Source organism: Salinivibrio proteolyticus, assembly GCF_001996165.1.
Lineage (GTDB): Bacteria > Pseudomonadota > Gammaproteobacteria > Enterobacterales > Vibrionaceae > Salinivibrio > Salinivibrio proteolyticus.
On sequence record NZ_MUFP01000006.1, the window covers coordinates 66,056 to 83,764 of the forward strand.

12 protein-coding genes are annotated in these 17,709 nt (G+C 50.4%); 9 read left to right on the forward strand and 3 right to left on the reverse strand.

The window, feature by feature from the left end; translation table 11 throughout:
- The first annotated feature begins 154 nt into the window (after positions 1-154).
- The 7 genes from BZJ19_RS06025 (at position 155) to lpdA (ending at position 10,347) form a co-directional block, all read left to right on the forward strand.
- Positions 155-1,147 (forward strand): ABC transporter substrate-binding protein, encoded by a 993-nt coding sequence (locus BZJ19_RS06025; RefSeq protein ID WP_077674962.1) that lies wholly within the window; start codon positions 155-157, stop codon positions 1,145-1,147.
- Entirely contained in the window at positions 1,144-2,448 is a 1,305-nt protein-coding gene (locus BZJ19_RS06030) for a diguanylate cyclase domain-containing protein (protein WP_077674963.1), read from the forward strand. The genes BZJ19_RS06025 and BZJ19_RS06030 overlap by 4 nt, the downstream gene beginning before the upstream one ends.
- A 27-nt stretch (positions 2,449-2,475) precedes the next feature.
- Complete coding sequence (gene ampD / locus BZJ19_RS06035; protein WP_077674964.1) at positions 2,476-3,030, forward strand: 1,6-anhydro-N-acetylmuramyl-L-alanine amidase AmpD; 555 nt, start codon at positions 2,476-2,478, stop codon at positions 3,028-3,030.
- A 280-nt stretch (positions 3,031-3,310) separates the two neighbouring features.
- Entirely contained in the window at positions 3,311-4,084 is a 774-nt protein-coding gene (gene pdhR / locus BZJ19_RS06040; protein ID WP_069586617.1) for a pyruvate dehydrogenase complex transcriptional repressor PdhR, read from the forward strand.
- A gap of 92 nt (positions 4,085-4,176) precedes the next feature.
- On the forward strand, positions 4,177-6,843 hold the full coding sequence (gene aceE, locus BZJ19_RS06045; RefSeq protein ID WP_077455347.1) for a pyruvate dehydrogenase (acetyl-transferring), homodimeric type: 2,667 nt from the start codon (positions 4,177-4,179) through the stop codon (positions 6,841-6,843).
- 12 nt (positions 6,844-6,855) lie between these two features.
- The gene (gene aceF, locus BZJ19_RS06050; protein WP_077674965.1) at positions 6,856-8,736 is read left to right on the forward strand and encodes a pyruvate dehydrogenase complex dihydrolipoyllysine-residue acetyltransferase; all 1,881 of its coding nucleotides are present in this window, start codon (positions 6,856-6,858) and stop codon (positions 8,734-8,736) included.
- Positions 8,737-8,922: 186 nt separating this feature from the next.
- Positions 8,923-10,347, forward strand: a complete 1,425-nt coding sequence (gene lpdA, locus BZJ19_RS06055) for a dihydrolipoyl dehydrogenase (RefSeq protein WP_069586620.1) — start codon at positions 8,923-8,925, stop codon at positions 10,345-10,347.
- 81 nt (positions 10,348-10,428) lie between these two features.
- Here the strand turns inward: lpdA and BZJ19_RS06060 are convergent, their stop codons facing one another.
- Positions 10,429-10,959, reverse strand: a complete 531-nt coding sequence (locus BZJ19_RS06060; protein WP_077662338.1) for a TetR/AcrR family transcriptional regulator — start codon at positions 10,957-10,959, stop codon at positions 10,429-10,431.
- 171 nt (positions 10,960-11,130) lie between these two features.
- On the opposite strand from BZJ19_RS06060, the gene BZJ19_RS06065 reads away from it, so the two are divergent.
- A complete protein-coding gene (locus BZJ19_RS06065) occupies positions 11,131-11,364 on the forward strand; it encodes a hypothetical protein (RefSeq protein ID WP_077662337.1) in 234 nt (77 codons plus the stop codon).
- Between the two features lie 42 nt (positions 11,365-11,406).
- On the opposite strand, the gene BZJ19_RS06070 is transcribed toward BZJ19_RS06065, so the two are convergent.
- Positions 11,407-13,320 (reverse strand): methyl-accepting chemotaxis protein, encoded by a 1,914-nt coding sequence (locus tag BZJ19_RS06070; RefSeq protein WP_077674966.1) that lies wholly within the window; start codon positions 13,318-13,320, stop codon positions 11,407-11,409.
- Between the two features lie 558 nt (positions 13,321-13,878).
- On the opposite strand from BZJ19_RS06070, the gene acnB reads away from it, so the two are divergent.
- The gene (gene acnB, locus BZJ19_RS06075) at positions 13,879-16,476 is read left to right on the forward strand and encodes a bifunctional aconitate hydratase 2/2-methylisocitrate dehydratase (RefSeq protein ID WP_077674967.1); all 2,598 of its coding nucleotides are present in this window, start codon (positions 13,879-13,881) and stop codon (positions 16,474-16,476) included.
- Positions 16,477-16,547: 71 nt separating this feature from the next.
- Here acnB and BZJ19_RS06080 read toward each other — a convergent pair whose 3' ends face one another.
- Positions 16,548-17,684 carry a glycerate kinase gene (locus BZJ19_RS06080; RefSeq protein WP_077674968.1) on the reverse strand — a complete coding sequence of 379 codons (1,137 nt, stop codon included), beginning with the start codon at positions 17,682-17,684 and terminating at the stop codon, positions 16,548-16,550.
- Positions 17,685-17,709: the final 25 nt, after the last annotated feature.

The following is a 17,709-nucleotide window of genomic DNA, read 5'->3' on the forward strand; positions in this document are numbered from 1 at the left end:
ACTGGTGCAGTCAAAAGTTGCCGAAATGATAACCGTACTGGTGAAGAAATGCAGCTACTGCCGCGGTAAACTTTTTTATCGTCTTGTTTTTTGTGCATGGTCTGTCTAAACCTTGACTATACTTGGTGTCAGCACGCACTTATGAGGCGCAACAATGAAACGACTATTTGCATTATGTGCCATGTTAGCCATCGCAATATTTGGGTATTGGGCATGGCAAGGGGTGCGTGCGCCTGTTACCAATAGTGGGCCGACCGTGACGATTGCGGTATCGCTGACACCGCTTGCCGCACCCATCATTATCGCGGACAAACAAGGCTTTTTTGCTGACCACGGCGTGAATGTTAACCTTTTACCCGTTCATGGCGGGGTAAAAAGCTTCAGTACGCTGATGGCGGGAGACGCCGATCTCGCGACGGTGTCCGAAACCGTGGCAATGTTTAATAGCTTTCAACGCGATGACTTTAATATCCTCGCCAGTTTTGTAGAGTCCAATAACGACGTCAAGCTTTGGTCATTGACGTTGCCGATTCACCAATCGTTAGATGTGCTGGCGAATGCGCGTGTTGGCGTGGTGCAATCGAGTGCGAGTGAGTTCTTCTTAGATTTAATGCTGAATTTGAATGGTCTGTCTGAGTTACCGATACGAAAGGCCTACTACTCTCCTGACCAACTCCCCGGCGCGTTATTGCGAGGTGAAGTGGATGCGATTTCCATTTGGGAGCCCTACGGCTATCAAATCATGCAAGAGGCGCAGCAGCGCGTATCGCAATTTAACAGTAAAGGACTGCACAACCTCTCTTTTTTATTGGCGAGCCGAAGCCCATTAAACATTCATCAACACCAGCATATGCGCCAAGTGATTGCAGGGCTAGATGACGCAATTGATTATATTCATCTTTATCCTAATGAATCAAAAGCAGTCGTTGCTGACTACTTATCGATTCCCGACAACCAGCTGGCATGGCTGTGGCAAGATTATCTCTTTCGACTTTCCTTGAGTGACGCCTTACTTCTTAGCTTGAAAAATCAAGCTATGTGGGCGCGAGAAGCTGGACTAGTAGCAGGGACGGAACCAGGCTTTCGTCGTTTGCTAAATCCTGGCCCTTTAACGGAGGCGACGCATAAGGCGAGCTTATTAAAATGAAGATAGGACAACAGTTAAGTGTCGTGGTATATGCGTGTGCTGCGCTCACTATGATCACCTTGCTCATTACCGTCGAGTTGTTTTATAAACAAACTCAGGTTCAACATCGTCTCGATGCCATTGTCTCTTTACATTCACAAATTGATGCGGTGCGGGGAAGGCTTTGGTTATATCAGCAGTACCATAGCGCGGAAACACGCCAAGATGCTTATCATGCCAACCAAACATTGCTGCAACGCGTTCGTGAACAAAATCGTGAATTGCCGATACAGTCGTTACAAGCGATTCGCCAAGCGGCGCAGAGTATTGACACTTTATTAGTGTTATCGGCTCGGCGCCATAGCGATACAAATGCCAACGATACCTCGCAAATGATGGTGTTTTCTCGCTATAACATGCTATTGCAAACCATGAGTGAGGCGGCCTTCTCCATGCGTCAAGAAGCGATGCACTCAGCTGGGCAGCAACAAAAAGCCTTGCTTCTCCTCCATGGCGGTGTGCTGATCTTATTGGCGCTGTTAGTGACCGCATTAGCCACCAACACACGGCGACGTTTCTTCCAGCGGTTAGAAGAACTGCATGACGATGTGGCGAAAATAAAGCAAGGGGATTTAACCACTCAGCTTTCACTCGAAACCTCTGACGAGATGTCTGATCTTGCCGCCCACGTTAACGAGATGAAACGTACCTTGAAAAACACCATGGTGCGCAAAGAGCAGCTTGCCGAAGAGATTGCCCAACAAACTCAGCAACTGCGAGAGCAACAGCAACAGCTAATGTATTTAGCCGAGCATGATGAACTCACGCGACTGTTTAATCGCCGCGCGTTTGAGTCACATGTGGAGGTGGCCTTGATGCGTGCTTCACGCGCGCAAACTAAAGCCGCGTTACTGTTTATCGACGTAAACCGATTTAAAGAAGTGAATGATACCTATGGTCACGGGGTGGGGGATGAATTGCTAAAAGTCGTTAGCCAGCGGTTAAAGCTTGCGGTGCGACGTTCTGATTTAGTCGGGCGTTTAGGGGGCGATGAGTTTATTGTTTGGCTCGATTTATTGGCGGATAAACAGGCCTTGCACGAGGTGATTGAGCGCATTATTCAAGAAATGCGCGCGCCAATGGTGACCAATGGCGCAGAGCTAGAGCTTTCTCTGAGTATCGGGGTGAGCTGTTTCCCCACCGATGGGCTGGAATTGCAACAATTGATGAATCAAGCTGATGCGGCCATGTATCACGCCAAAGCGAATCCAAGCGCGGGTTGCTGCTTCTATTCCAATCTGAACACCCGCGAGATAGAGTAATCGTCCAGTCCAACCATGGATAGCGGCATGTCTTTTTCAAACATCAACGAGCATTGGCTGGTGGGCGCGCGCGCTTGCCCATCTCCCCATTACAACCAACGACCCGATGGGGAAGAGATTTCCTTACTGGTCATCCACAATATTAGCCTCCCGCCAGGACAGTTTGATGGACCCTATATCGAACAGTTTTTTCAAGGTCAGCTCGACGCAAGTGAGCACCCTTATTTTGCTGAGATCGCCGATCTTCGCGTCTCCGCGCACCTACTGATCCGACGAGATGGAAGTGTGATCCAGTTTGTACCATTCAACGAGCGTGCGTGGCATGCTGGCGCTTCGTGTTTTGATGGACGCGAACAATGCAATGACTTTTCGATTGGTATCGAGCTAGAGGGCACGGATGACCTACCTTATACCGATCCGCAGTACCAAGCTTTAGCGACGATCACCCGTACGCTGATGCAGTATTATCCAGCCATTACCTGTGATCGTATTACCGGCCATGAACATATTGCGCCGGGAAGAAAAACCGATCCGGGCCCTGCATTTGATTGGCCCTATTATGACTTGCTGATCGCCAAATAGTGTGTCGGCATCACGAACTTGTTTAGGCTCGTGGGGCTGTAAAAAGGCGACTTGTTAATAAAGTGTTTATTGGTCAGACCAATTTTTGCGAGCCAGAGTGTGCCGACTGTCACCTTAAAGATACAGTCGTTTCCATGATGTCAATCAAACTTCTGGTGGACACAATATCTGCTGTCTGGTAACTTTAAAGGATTATAAAAAATTGGTATTACCAATTGACAACCAGTCAGTTTCTGTCAAAGGCAGTGAAAGCTGCTAAGACGGATGGTCAACAAAAACAATGGCATATCAAAGAATTCGTCAACCCAAACTCTCAGATGTTATCGAGAAAGAGCTCGAAGGTTTAATTCTGGAAGGCACTTTATCGCCGGGCCAGAAGCTGCCGCCTGAGCGGGAGTTGGCAAAACAATTTGATGTGTCGCGTCCGTCAGTGCGCGAAGCGATCCAGCGACTTGAAGCCAAAAAGTTGCTGACGCGTAAACAAGGTGGCGGCACTTTTGTCAGTGAACGACTGTGGCAGCGATTCTCTGAACCCCTGCTAGAGTTATTGGCGGACCATCCTGAAACCCAACTTGATTTGCTGGAGTCACGTCATGCGCTGGAAGGCATCTCTTCTTACTTTGCCGCCCTCCGCGGCACGAAAGAAGACTTCAAGCGGATATGTGACTGCCATGATGCGATTCGTCATGCGCAGCAACAAGGGGACTTAGAGGCAGAAGCCTCGGCTGTCATGCAGTATTTAGTTGCAGTAACGGAAGCGGCACACAATGTGGTGCTGCTTTATATTATGCGCAGTCTTGCGCCGCTGCTGGAGCAGAATATTCTGCAAAACTTTGAGCTACTTTACCGCCGCCAAGAAACGGTGGAAAACGTCAGCCGACACCGGGCTGAGATCGTGGATGCGATTACTGCTGGCGAACCAGAAAAAGCCAGACAGGCGTCACATGCACACTTAGCTTACATTGAGGAAACTCTGTTGGATCTTGGCCGTGAAGAAAGCCGTCGAGAACGGTCTCTGCGTCGAATTCAACAACGCAAGGACGAGTTGGAGTAATACCGGATTCGCCCAAAAGAAAGGGCAAGCGGTGTCTCCAGCTGCGACAACGTTTGTTTTGTATGAGTCAATCAACGAAAGGATAGATCGCCATGTCTGAAGTCATGAAACATGACGTGGACGCACTTGAGACTCAAGAGTGGCTACAAGCCCTCGAGTCAGTCGTTCGTGAAGAAGGTGTAGAACGTGCCCAGTTCCTTCTGGAGCAAGTACTGGGACAAGCACGTTTAGACGGTGTTGACATGCCAACTGGCGTGACCACCAACTATGTAAATACCATTCCTGCCGATCAAGAACCTGCTTACCCAGGTGATGTGAATCTGGAACGTCGTATCCGTTCTATCATTCGTTGGAACGCAATCATGATCGTGTTGCGTGCGTCCAAGAAAGATTTAGAGCTGGGTGGCCACATGGCATCATTCCAGTCATCGGCTGCTTTCTACGAGACCTGTTTCAACCACTTCTTCCGTGCGCCGAATGAAAAAGACGGCGGCGATTTGGTGTATTATCAAGGTCACATCTCTCCAGGTATCTACGCGCGTGCGTTTGTTGAAGGTCGTCTCACTGCTGAGCAGCTCGACAACTTCCGCCAAGAAGTAGACGGTAAAGGTATTTCTTCTTACCCACACCCGAAACTGATGCCTGAATTCTGGCAATTCCCTACCGTTTCTATGGGTCTGGGTCCTATTGCGTCTATCTACCAAGCGCGTTTCCTCAAGTATCTGAACGGTCGCGGTCTGAAAGACACCTCAGAGCAACGCGTTTATGCGTTCCTAGGTGATGGTGAGATGGATGAGCCAGAATCACGTGGTGCGCTGTCGTTCGCGGCCCGTGAAAAACTGGACAACCTATGCTTCCTGATCAACTGTAACCTGCAGCGCCTTGATGGCCCTGTAATGGGTAACGGTAAGATCATCCAAGAGCTAGAAGGCCTATTCAAAGGTGCTGGCTGGAACGTGATCAAAGTGGTTTGGGGTTCTGGCTGGGATAAACTGCTGGCGAAAGATACCTCAGGTAAACTGCTGCAGTTGATGAACGAAACCATCGACGGCGATTACCAAACCTTCAAGTCAAAAGATGGCGCCTACGTGCGTGAGCACTTCTTCGGTAAGTATCCAGAAACAGCTGCTTTGGTTGCTGATATGACCGACGAAGAAATCTTTGCACTGAAGCGTGGTGGTCATGAGCCATCAAAACTGTTTGCTGCGTTCAAAGCGGCACAAGAGTGCAATGACCGTCCAACCGTTATCCTAGCGAAAACCGTTAAAGGTTACGGCATGGGTGAAGCGGCAGAAGGTAAGAACATCGCGCACCAAGTGAAGAAAATGGACATGACCCACGTCATTGCCATGCGTGATCGTCTTGGCCTGCAAGACTTGCTGTCTGATGAAGATGTACAAAATCTGCCTTACCTACAGTTGGAAGAAGGGTCAGCGGAGCATGAGTACCTGCACGCGCGCCGTAAAGCGCTGCACGGTTACACCCCGCAACGTCTGCCTAACTTTACTAAAGAGCTAACGCTGCCAAAACTGGATGATTTCTCAGCCCTGCTGTCTGAGCAGAAGCGTGATATCTCCACCACCATGGCCTTTGTACGCTCTTTGAATGTATTGCTGAAAGACAAAAACATCGGCAAAAACATTGTACCTATCATTGCTGACGAAGCGCGTACTTTCGGTATGGAAGGCCTGTTCCGTCAAGTAGGTATCTACAACCCACATGGTCAGACTTACACCCCTGAAGACCGTGGTGTGGTGTCTTACTACAAAGAAGACCAAGGCGGTCAAGTACTGCAAGAAGGGATCAACGAGCTAGGCGCGATGTCATCGTGGGTAGCGGCGGCGACTTCTTACAGCACCAACGATCTGCCAATGATCCCATTCTACATCTACTACTCAATGTTCGGCTTCCAACGTGTTGGCGACATGGCGTGGATGGCAGGTGACCAACAAGCACGTGGTTTCCTATTGGGTGCTACTGCCGGTCGTACTACCCTGAACGGTGAAGGTTTGCAGCACGAAGACGGTCACAGCCATATTCTGGCGAGCACTGTGCCTAACTGTGTTTCTTACGACCCAACCTTCGCGTACGAAGTGGCAGTGATCATGCAAGACGGTATCCGTCGCATGTACGGTCCTGACCAAGAAAACATCTACTACTACCTGACGCTGATGAACGAAAACTATCATCAGCCAGCCATGCCTGAGGGCGCGGAAGAAGGTATCCGTAAAGGTATCTACAAGCTAGAAACCTACACGGGCGACAAAGCGAAAGTTCAGCTGATGGGCTCTGGCACCATCATGACTGAAGTGCGTAAAGCGGCGAAACTGCTTAGCGATGAGTACGGTGTAGCGTCTGACGTATACAGCGTGACCTCGTTCAACGAGTTGGCACGTGACGGCCAAGATGCAGAGCGCTTCAACATGTTGCACCCAGATGCAGACGCACAAGTTCCTTACATCCAAACCGTAATGGGATCTGAGCCTGCGATTGCTGCGACTGACTACATGAAGAACTACGCTGACCAAGTTCGCGCGTTTATCCCAGCGGAATCTTACAAAGTTCTGGGTACTGACGGCTTTGGCCGTTCTGACAGCCGCGAAAACCTACGTCGTCACTTCGAAGTGAACGCAGGCTATGTGGTTGTTGCGGCACTTAACGAGCTGGCTAAGCGTGGCGATGTTGACAAGAAACTGGTAGCGGACGCTATCAAGAAATTCGACATCGATACCAATAAAGTAAACCCGCTGTTCGCGTAAGAGGCTGAAATAATGTCAATCGAGATTAATGTACCTGACATCGGTGCTGATGAAGTAGAAGTGACTGAGATCCTTGTTAGCGTTGGCGACAAGGTCGAAGAAGAACAGTCGTTAATCACCGTTGAAGGTGATAAAGCATCCATGGAAGTGCCTGCATCACAAGCGGGCGTGGTCAAGGAAATCAAAATTGCCGAAGGTGACAAAGTGACCACTGGCTCTTTGATTATGATCTTCGAAGCCGATGCGCCAGCGCAAAGCGCACCAGCTCAAGAGGCGGCCCCCGCCGCCCCTGCTGCTCCAGCGGCTGCGTCAGAAATCAAAGAAGTGCACGTGCCTGATATCGGTGGTGACGAAGTCGAAGTCACCGAGATCATGGTTGCGGTTGGCGATACCATTGAAGAAGAGCAGTCACTGATCACTGTTGAAGGCGATAAAGCCTCAATGGAAGTGCCTGCACCGTTTGCGGGTACCGTTAAAGAAATCAAGATCGCGGCGGGTGACAAAGTGTCAACTGGCTCACTGATCATGATGTTCGAAGTGGGTGGTAGCGCGCCAGCGCAAGCTCCTGCAGCCGCCGAGGCACCAGCAGCGCCTGCAGCAGCACAAGCCAAAGACGTTCACGTCCCTGATATCGGTGGCGATGAAGTTGAAGTGACTGAAATCATGGTGGCGGTAGGCGACACCATCGAAGAAGAGCAGTCACTGATCACCGTTGAAGGCGACAAAGCATCAATGGAAGTACCGTCACCGTTTGCGGGTACAGTGAAAGAAATCAAAGTGGCCGCGGGCGATAAAGTCTCGACGGGTTCGTTGATCATGGTCTTCGAAGTTGCCGGTAGYGCACCAGCAGCGCCTGCACCTGCAGCGGCACCTGCTGCTGAGAAGGCGGCACCCGCTCCTGCGGCCAAAGCTGACGCCCCAGCGGCTAAAGCTGACGCCGGTAAAGACGAGTTTGTAGAGAACAAAGAATACGCGCATGCGTCTCCTGTTGTTCGTCGTCTTGCCCGCGAATTTGGCGTGAACCTTGCGAAAGTAAAAGGTAGTGGCCGTAAAGGACGCGTACTGAAAGAAGACGTTCAGAGCTTTGTAAAAGAAGCGCTGAAGCGCCTTGAATCAGGTGCAGCATCGGGTTCAGGCGACGGTAGCGCACTGGGTCTGCTCCCTTGGCCAAAAGTGGACTTCAGCAAATTCGGTGAAACCGAAGTTAAACCACTGTCTCGCATTAAGAAAATCTCTGGTGCGAACCTAGCACGTAACTGGGTGATGATCCCGCACGTGACGCAGTGGGACAACGCTGATATCACTGAAGTGGAAGCGTTCCGTAAAGAACAAAACGCGATCGAGAAGAAGAAAGACTCTGGCATGAAGATCACCCCATTGGTGTTCATCATGAAAGCGGCTGCTAAAGCGCTAGAAGCTTTCCCTTCGTTCAACTCGTCGCTATCTGAAGACGGTGAAAGCCTGATCCTGAAGAAGTATGTCAACATCGGTATCGCCGTTGACACGCCAAACGGTCTGGTTGTGCCTGTGTTCAAAGACGTGAACAAAAAAGGCATCTACGAGTTATCTGAAGAGCTGATGGCGGTTTCTAAGAAAGCTCGTGCAGGCAAGCTCACTGCCTCTGATATGCAGGGTGGTTGCTTTACCATCTCTAGCCTAGGTGGCCTAGGCGGTACGGCATTTACGCCAATCGTCAATGCACCAGAAGTGTCTATCTTGGGTGTGTCTAAGTCAGAAATGAAACCAGTATGGAACGGTAAGGACTTTGAACCTCGCCTAATGCTGCCATTGTCTCTGTCTTACGATCACCGTGTGATTGACGGTGCCGAAGGCGCGCGCTTTATTACTTACCTCAACGGCTTGTTGTCAGACATCCGCCGTTTGGTACTGTAATCGCGTCACCGACAACACCCTCCGGCCCGTTACGGGCCGGTTGGGAATTGTTGTGCAGCTCACAGGCTATGGGTTTTTATTTTTCAGCCCATTAACATGGCTGTAAACTGTGGCTTCCAAACTCCCACAACAATAAAAAATTACCGCTCTTAGCCTGTCAGGGAATAAGACTACAACGAGGTCAGAATGAGTAAAGAAATCAAAGCGCAAGTCGTCGTCCTTGGCGCTGGTCCTGCTGGATACTCCGCCGCCTTCCGCTGTGCCGACCTAGGTTTGGAAACAGTATTGGTTGAACGTTACAACACCCTGGGTGGTGTATGTCTAAACGTTGGTTGTATCCCTTCTAAAGCCCTACTTCACGTTGCTAAAGTGATCGAAGAAGCCAAAGCAATGGCGGATCACGGTGTGGTTTTCGGCGAGCCACAAACCGATATCGACAAAATTCGCACTTGGAAAGATAAGGTTATCGGTCAACTGACCGGTGGTCTGGGTGGCATGGCCAAGCAGCGTAAAGTGACAGTTGTTAACGGTAAAGGCCGTTTCACTGGCGCGAACACCTTAGTGGTTGAAGGTGATGAAACCACCACTATCAATTTTGATAATGCCATCATTGCGGCGGGCTCTCGTCCAATCGAACTGCCATTTATTCCGCATGAAGACCCACGTATTTGGGACTCAACGGACGCGCTTGAGCTCAAAGAAGTACCAGAGAAACTGCTGGTGATGGGCGGTGGTATCATCGGTCTAGAAATGGGTACGGTTTATCACTCGCTAGGTTCACAAATCGACGTTGTTGAAATGTTCGATCAAGTGATCCCTGCTGCGGATAAAGACGTGGTGAAGGTCTTCACCAAGCGTATTAGCAAGAAATTTAACCTGATGCTAGAAACCAAGGTGACCGCGGTAGAAGCCAAAGAAGACGGCATCTACGTCACCATGGAAGGCAAAAAAGCGCCAGCAGAGCCTGTACGCTATGATGCCGTTCTGGTTGCCATCGGCCGTACACCAAACGGTAAGCTACTTGACGCTGGCCAAGCGGGCGTTGAAGTTGATGACCGTGGCTTTATCCGTGTTGATAAGCAAATGCGTACTAACGTGCCACATATCTATGCAATTGGCGATATCGTTGGTCAGCCAATGCTTGCGCATAAAGGTGTGCATGAAGGCCACGTTGCCGCAGAAGTCATTGCTGGTAAGAAGCATTACTTCGATCCTAAAGTGATCCCATCGATTGCTTACACTGAGCCAGAAGTGGCATGGGTCGGTAAGACCGAGAAAGAGTGTAAGGAAGAGGGCATTAACTACGAAGTGGCTACCTTCCCATGGGCCGCGTCTGGTCGTGCGATCGCGTCTGATTGTGCCGACGGTATGACTAAGATGATCTTCGATAAAGACACTCATCGCGTGATCGGTGGTGCGGTTGTTGGTACTAACGGTGGTGAACTGTTAGGCGAGATTGGCCTTGCTATCGAGATGGGTTGTGATGCCGAAGATGTCGCATTGACAGTACACGCTCACCCAACCTTGCATGAGTCTGTTGGTCTTGCCGCAGAAGTGTTTGAAGGCTCAATCACTGACCTGCCAAATCCAAAAGCAAAGAAAAAGAAATAAACCGCGCGTTTATAATTTTCTGATTAAGCCCCGCCATGCGGGGCTTTTTTATATCTGTCATTTACAACAGCTGCGATACGGTTACGCGATGGTCGCAAGCTTATCAGCTAGGCGGCTAAGCATTGCATCTTTGGTGGAGATAGGTTCACTTAAGCCTTGAAACAAGGTCATGAAATAGGCATCCATCATTAACGCAGCTTTCGCCTGATGATTTGGACTTTGCTCAACAGAAAGGTGAGCTTGAAAAGGCGCAATGTGATGCGCCAAGGCTTTTTGCTGCCACAAGAGTGCGCGAAAGAGCTCTCGGCTGAAGTCTGGATGCGCGAGATAAAACGCATAGAGGTGATCGGCATAATGGAGAAGTCGTTGCGTTGGCGTGTCTGAGTGATCCAATTTGGCAGCGTTTTCGAGCACGGTATCAATACGTGTCATCAGCCCAACTTTTAGCAAGTCAATCTTCAACGGAAAGTGTGAGAAGACAGTTCCTGTCGCGACCTCCGCCTTATGCGCGATTTGACGTGTAGTGGTATCCGCAAACCCTTGTTCCACAAATAATGCCCACGCACTGTCGAGGATCTTCTGGCGTGTCGCCTGTTTTTTGGGTGTATCCACATTCACTCCTTTTTTGTTTCATGATACTGACTTGGTGTGGTGCTCGCCATGATCCTTTCCGCGATCTTATTACTGTTTGTCCTTTTCTTAGCCTAAAAACATTGTAAATTGAGCGCGCTCATTTTATTGTTGGTAAGCGCGCTCAATTTTGTTTTTAGGTAAGGAGAAATAATGAACACATTATTGGAAATGACAAAAACCGTGTTTGGATATGTATGCTTTGTGCCATTTTTGTTTCTTTACTCAGGTTTGCTGAGTGTGACATTGGCACCGTTATTATTGGTGGGGGGAGTGGGCTTTTTGTGCGTTATTTTAGGGGTCGAGGAGGGCGTTAAACCCTTATGGCGTCAGCTATGGCAAGATGGAAGAGATGTTGCTAGTGCTCCGCCTCGTTCAGCACAATAAAAAAGCGGGCCAAAGCCCGCTTCGCGCGTCAGAAGATAGCGTTTAAAGCTTAAAGCTCCCAACCAAGGTATCAAGACGTTTGGAAAGATCGCGCAGTGACTCACTGGCTTCTGCCATGGTGTTGGCGGTATCAGCGGTTTGCTGCGAGCTGTGATTAATCTCTTCAATATTTTGGTTAATGTCATTCACCACGGTGGACTGCTCCTCAGTAGCCGTCGCCACTTGGGTGTTCATATCCGAGATCTGGACAATTTGCTCGTTGATCAAATTGAGTGCTTGTGACGCCTCGTCGGAAGCATTGACCCCTTCGGCCGTCATGGCTCGGCTTTGTTCCATGGCTTGCACGGCATTGCTCGCTTCTTGTTGGAGGCGATCGATCATGGTTTGGATTTCATCGGTAGAGTCAGATGTACGACTTGCCAAACTGCGCACCTCGTCGGCAACAACCGCAAATCCGCGTCCTTGTTCGCCCGCTCGCGCCGCTTCAATCGCCGCATTGAGTGCCAGCAAATTGGTTTGCTCGGAGATACCGCGGATCACATCCAAAATGCCGCCAATCGAGTCAGTATTCWCTGCTAATGCACTGACGACCTTAGACATGTTCTCCATGTCATCGGCTAAGCGTGCAATGGTATCTCGCGCTTGGGTGACGACCTGTTGGCCACTGGCTGCGCCATCAGAGGCTTGATTCGCAGCGCTGGCGGCATTGGCCGCATTCCCAGCAATCTCATTGACTGTAGCACCCATCTCGTTAATCGCAGTCACCACCTGAACGGTACGATCTCGCTGATGTTCACTTTGCGATTGCGTGGCACTGGCTTGCGCTGAGACCTGTTCGGCAGCGCTTCTTAGCTCACCACCCGTGGCGGCTACATCTGAGACTAGGCGGTGGATTTTTTCCACAAAGCTATTGAAACCAGACGCGAGTTGGCCAATTTCATCTTGGCTGTTGATGTCCACACGTTGGCGCAGATCGCCTTCGCCTTCACCTATTTCACGGAATACATTGGCGACATATTGAATCGGTTTGGTAATGGTCGCAGCAAGCCAGATGGCGACRACAACGAATAAGAGGCCGACGACGACAGAGACCATTAAAATTTGGTTGCGCGTTTGATTCAGCGGGGCATAGACTTCGTCTGCTGGGACGTCTGCGATCACAAACCAATCCATGGAAGGCACATAGCTAGAGGCGAGTAAAAGTTCATCACCATTCACTTCGGTGTCGAGTAAATTGAAGTCACCTTTGTTAAGCAGGCTACGTGCTTGAGCACCATATAAGTCGGTAAGGTTCTTCTCTCCCATTAGGCTGGTGTCGCGATGGAGCTGAATTTCGCCCTGTGCATTGACGAGAAAAACGAATCCAGATTGCTCAATTTTGAATTGATTCAAAAACTGCGTCATGTCATCCAGTGAGCGTGAAAACCCAGCCAAGCCCGTCCCGTTAAGTTGCTGGAAGTTCACGAACAGTTTGAGATCCCCATTATCCTCTTGGAACACTTGCGCCATGGTGGCATTGCCACTGTCTAGGAAGTTATAGAACCACCCATCTTTATCGCGGGTCAGGACCCGCAAAAAGCCATTTTGATTCCAATATTGACCCGTCTTGCGGTTCGCAATACTGGCGTCATTCAGTCCATATTGTGCTCGCAAAATATTGAGTTGCTCGATGACACGCGCTTCTTCATTAGCTGTCATGTCGCTGCTGATCATATCGAGCATTACAGGGTTTGAGGCTAACTGGCGTGCGGCGGATTGTAGCTGGTTGACTTCACTATCAATCGAATCGCGAAACTGGGTGAGGGTGGTCGGYAGCTCGTTTTCCAACAGCCGCTTTTCCATAATATCTCGAGCTTGGCTTAAGCTCATGTAGCTGATAATCGCCGTGGAGGCGATAACGGCTGACACAAAGGCCAAGATGAGTTTTTGTTTAATAGTGAGTTGGTTTAGCTTCATGCCCTTCTCTCTACAAGTCAATGAATACAGGGTTTGCCACGCAATAGGGTGACAAAGACTGAGATATTTTTATGGTACTAATGTCTAAGTTAGCAGAAGTGTGTGAATGGTTAACGACGTATCGGCGAGAACCCCACAAACTTAACGGAACAGTTCGGTTTTATTGATAAAAATAACACCTAGTGCGCAGTTTCAACAGCAAAGGGGAATAATACCTCTCTACCGCGGATGTGAAGCTGTGAACTTGATAACAGACTGATTACTGCGTCGTGGAAAAAAGCGGTGTAGAATCAGTCACAACCGCGACACATGCTGTGAGTAGTGTGAGAAGAATAGGGATTAGCGCGCTGCGTCACTAAGACCTAAGTCGTATGTTTCATAAAAGGGGTAGATTTTAATTTTAAGTTAAAAATGCTATCCTCACGCAGCGGTTACGTGCTCGAACCCTCGTCTTGCTGGAAAATTTTAATAAACTTCGCCGGATAAGCGTGATACGAGTACTAACACTTTCCAAGGATGTTGGATCACACGATCTGACCGAGAAAAGAGGAAATAGTCGTGCTTGAAGCCTACCGTAAACACGTCGAAGAACGTGCCGCTCAGGGCATTGTGCCTAAACCGCTGAACGCTGAGCAAACCGCCAGTCTGATAGAACTGTTGAAAAACCCGCCCGCTGGCGAAGAAGAAACACTGGTCTACCTACTTGAAAATCGAATTCCGCCCGGCGTGGACGAAGCGGCTTATGTGAAAGCTGGCTTTCTTGCCGCGCTAGCGAAGGGAGAAGCAAGTTCTCCGCTCATCAGTCGTGAACGCGCGACAGAGCTGTTAGGGACCATGCAAGGCGGTTATAACATCGAACCGCTTATCACACTGCTTGATGATGCGACGTTGGCACCGATTGCGGCAAAGGCCTTGTCTCAGACTCTGCTAATGTTCGACGCGTTTTATGACGTTGAAGATAAAGTGAAAGCAGGGAATACCTACGCCAAGCAAGTGATGGAATCTTGGGCTAACGCCGAGTGGTTCTTAAACAAGCCGCAAATCCCTGAAAAAGTGACGTTGACGGTGTTCAAAGTGTCAGGTGAAACCAACACCGATGACTTATCGCCCGCACCAGATGCTTGGTCGCGCCCTGATATTCCGCTCCACGCGCTGGCCATGTTAAAGAACGAGCGCGAGGGCATTCAGCCGGATAAGCCCGGTGAGATTGGTCCGATTGCGCAAATGAAAGCGCTGGAAGAAAAAGGTCATCCACTGGTTTACGTGGGTGATGTAGTCGGTACGGGTTCGTCACGGAAATCAGCGACCAACTCTGTGCTGTGGTTTATGGGCAAAGATATTCCTAATGTGCCGAACAAGCGCTTTGGTGGTTTTTGTTTAGGTGGAAAAATCGCGCCGATTTTCTTCAATACCATGGAAGATGCGGGTGCGTTGCCGATTGAGCTAGATGTTAGCAAGCTCAACATGGGTGATGTGATTGACTTGTATCCGGCCGACGGCAAGGTATGTAAGCATGGCACCGACGAGGTCTTGTCTACCTTCCAACTGAAAACCGATATCTTATACGATGAAGTGCGCGCCGGGGGCCGTATTCCTCTTATCATCGGCCGTGGTTTGACCGACAAAGCGCGTGAGAGTTTAGGCCTTGAGCCTTCTGACGTATTCCGTCGTCCGCGTCCTGTTGCGGACTCCAACAAAGGGTTTACATTGGCGCAGAAAATGGTCGGTAAAGCCTGTGGTGTCGAGGGTGTCCGCCCCGGTACCTATTGCGAGCCAAAAATGACCACCGTGGGTTCTCAAGATACCACAGGTCCGATGACACGTGATGAGTTGAAAGATTTAGCGTGTCTGGGCTTCACCGCTGATCTCACTATGCAGTCATTCTGTCACACATCCGCTTATCCAAAGCCTGTGGATGTCGAAACCCACCACACACTACCAGACTTCATTATGAACCGTGGTGGTGTGTCATTGCGTCCGGGTGATGGTGTCATCCACTCATGGCTCAACCGAATGCTGCTGCCCGATACCGTGGGAACCGGCGGTGATTCACACACCCGTTTCCCGCTGGGGATCTCGTTCCCTGCCGGTTCAGGTTTGGTGGCCTTTGCGGCTGCAACCGGCGTGATGCCACTGGATATGCCAGAGTCAGTTCTGGTGCGTTTTAAAGGCGAAATGCAGCCTGGAGTCACCTTACGTGACTTAGTGCATGCCATTCCATATTTTGGTATTAAGCAAGGTCTCCTGACGGTTGAGAAATCTGGCAAAATCAATGAATTCTCAGGCCGTGTCTTGGAAATTGAAGGGGTGGAGCACCTGACTGTTGAGCAAGCCTTTGAGCTGTCGGATGCATCCGCAGAGCGTTCAGCGGCTGGCTGTACGATCAAGCTGTCACAAGAGTCAGTGGCAGAGTACCTTGAGTCGAACATTGTGATGTTGAAGTGGATGATCGCCGAAGGCTATGGTGACCGTCGTACCATCGAGCGTCGTATCCAAGCGATGGAGCAATGGCTCGCTAACCCAAGTTTGATGGAAGCGGATAAAGATGCCGAGTACGCGCATGTGCTCGAAATCGATCTGGCAGACATCAAAGAGCCGATTCTGTGCGCGCCGAACGACCCAGATGATGCCCGCACCTTGTCGGATGTTGCTGGCGATAGCGTCGATGAAGTCTTTATCGGTAGCTGTATGACCAACATCGGTCACTTCCGTGCTGCCGGTAAACTGCTGGATAAATTCGGTGGCAGTTTATCGACCCGTATGTGGGTAGCACCACCGACGAAGATGGATAGGGATCAGCTAACGGCAGAAGGCTATTACGGTATTTATGGCCGTGCTGGGGTGCGGATTGAAACGCCAGGGTGTTCATTGTGTATGGGGAACCAAGCACGTGTGGCAGAGAAATCGACCGTATTGTCGACCTCGACCCGTAACTTCCCGAACCGTTTGGGAACCGGCGCCAATGTGTACCTTGCCTCAGCTGAGCTTTCGGCGGTAGGTGCGATCCTAGGACGTATTCCTACCAAAGAGGAATACCTCGAATACGCAGAGCACATTAATGCGACTGCAGCAGATACCTATCGCTATCTGAACTTCCACCGTATGGACGAATACACGCAAAAAGCGGATAACGTCATTATCAAAGCCGCGGTCTAGCCGGCTTTATCTAACGCCCTCTTCGGAGGGCGTTTTTTTATCCCAGTGATACTGTTGGTCTGAATGCCTTATTATTCACTTTGCGCGGCAATCAGGCGGGCGATATTCTCCGCTGTGCGGCGCAGATTCTCCGCCGTGTGTTCAAAGGCATGTTGTAAATCACAGGGGCCTGATTGAATCGGCAAGATAGTGGTAACCCCGCGTTCGTATAAGGTTTCACAATCGTCGCCAACGCGGCCTGCTAGTACTATCACCGGAACATCAAATTGCTTCGCGACCTGTGCCAAGGCTGCGGGCACCTTACCATGCAGCGTTTGACCATCCACTTTTCCTTCGCCGGTTACCAACCAATTGGCTTGTGCTATGTAAGGGGTGGCTTGGCTGCGTTCTAGCAAGAGCGCCACACCGGGGACCAATTGCGCTCCCAGTAAGCCTCCCAAAGTGGCACCAATTCCACCGGCCGCGCCGGCGCCCGAAAATTGTGCAATCGATTTGCCGAGCTGATAGCGACAGAGGCTGGCAAAACGATGCAGGTATTGCTCCAGTTGACGAACCTGCTCCGGTGACGCGCCTTTTTGGGGCGCAAATACAGTTGCCGCACCTTGCGGACCACAAAGCGGATTATCTACATCACATGCAACAGTTAATCGGACGCGTTTAAGTCGGGGATCGAGCTGGCTCAGATCAAGGTGCGCGAGCTTACCTAAGCCATCACCAGTTGGCGGAATGGGCGCATCCTGGCTATCGAGCAATTTTGCCCCCAAGGCGACCAAGATACCTGCGCCCGCATCTGTGGTGGCGCTGCCGCCTAAGCCGATAATGATTTCATCGACATCATGTGCGAGGGCGGCACGAATAAGCTCTCCTGTCCCTAGGCTGGTGGTGTGTAGTGGGTTGCGTTGATGGTGAGCGAGCAGGGGCAAGCCAGATGCGCTGGCCACGTCGATGATCGCGAGTCGCTGCGAAGGGACGATAACATAGCTGGCGGTGATCGATGAAAAATCGGGACCAGTCACTCGGCAAGTGTGAAAATCGCCGCCTAACTGCTGGGCAAAACTTTGCGCTGTCCCTTCGCCGCCATCGGCCATGGGGAGCAAGGTAAAATGCGCCTTGGGTAGTATACGCGCCATGCCGTCATGGATGGCTTGCGCCGCCTCGCCAGCTGAAAGGCTTTCTTTGAACGAATCAGGGGCTATCACTATATGCATCGGCTACTCCTTTCCAGACGCGACC

Excerpts from the sequence above, each read along its gene's own strand:
- BZJ19_RS06025 (WP_077674962.1), top strand. The coding sequence starts at position 155 with ATGAAACGACTATTTGCATTATGTGCCATGTTAGCCATCGCAATATTT.
- BZJ19_RS06030 (WP_077674963.1), top strand. The coding sequence starts at position 1,144 with ATGAAGATAGGACAACAGTTAAGTGTCGTGGTATATGCGTGTGCTGCG.
- ampD (WP_077674964.1), top strand. The coding sequence starts at position 2,476 with ATGTCTTTTTCAAACATCAACGAGCATTGGCTGGTGGGCGCGCGCGCT.
- pdhR (WP_069586617.1), top strand. The coding sequence starts at position 3,311 with ATGGCATATCAAAGAATTCGTCAACCCAAACTCTCAGATGTTATCGAG.
- aceE (WP_077455347.1), top strand. The coding sequence starts at position 4,177 with ATGTCTGAAGTCATGAAACATGACGTGGACGCACTTGAGACTCAAGAG.
- lpdA (WP_069586620.1), top strand. The coding sequence starts at position 8,923 with ATGAGTAAAGAAATCAAAGCGCAAGTCGTCGTCCTTGGCGCTGGTCCT.
- BZJ19_RS06065 (WP_077662337.1), top strand. The coding sequence starts at position 11,131 with ATGAACACATTATTGGAAATGACAAAAACCGTGTTTGGATATGTATGC.
- BZJ19_RS06080 (WP_077674968.1), bottom strand. The coding sequence starts at position 17,684 with ATGCATATAGTGATAGCCCCTGATTCGTTCAAAGAAAGCCTTTCAGCT.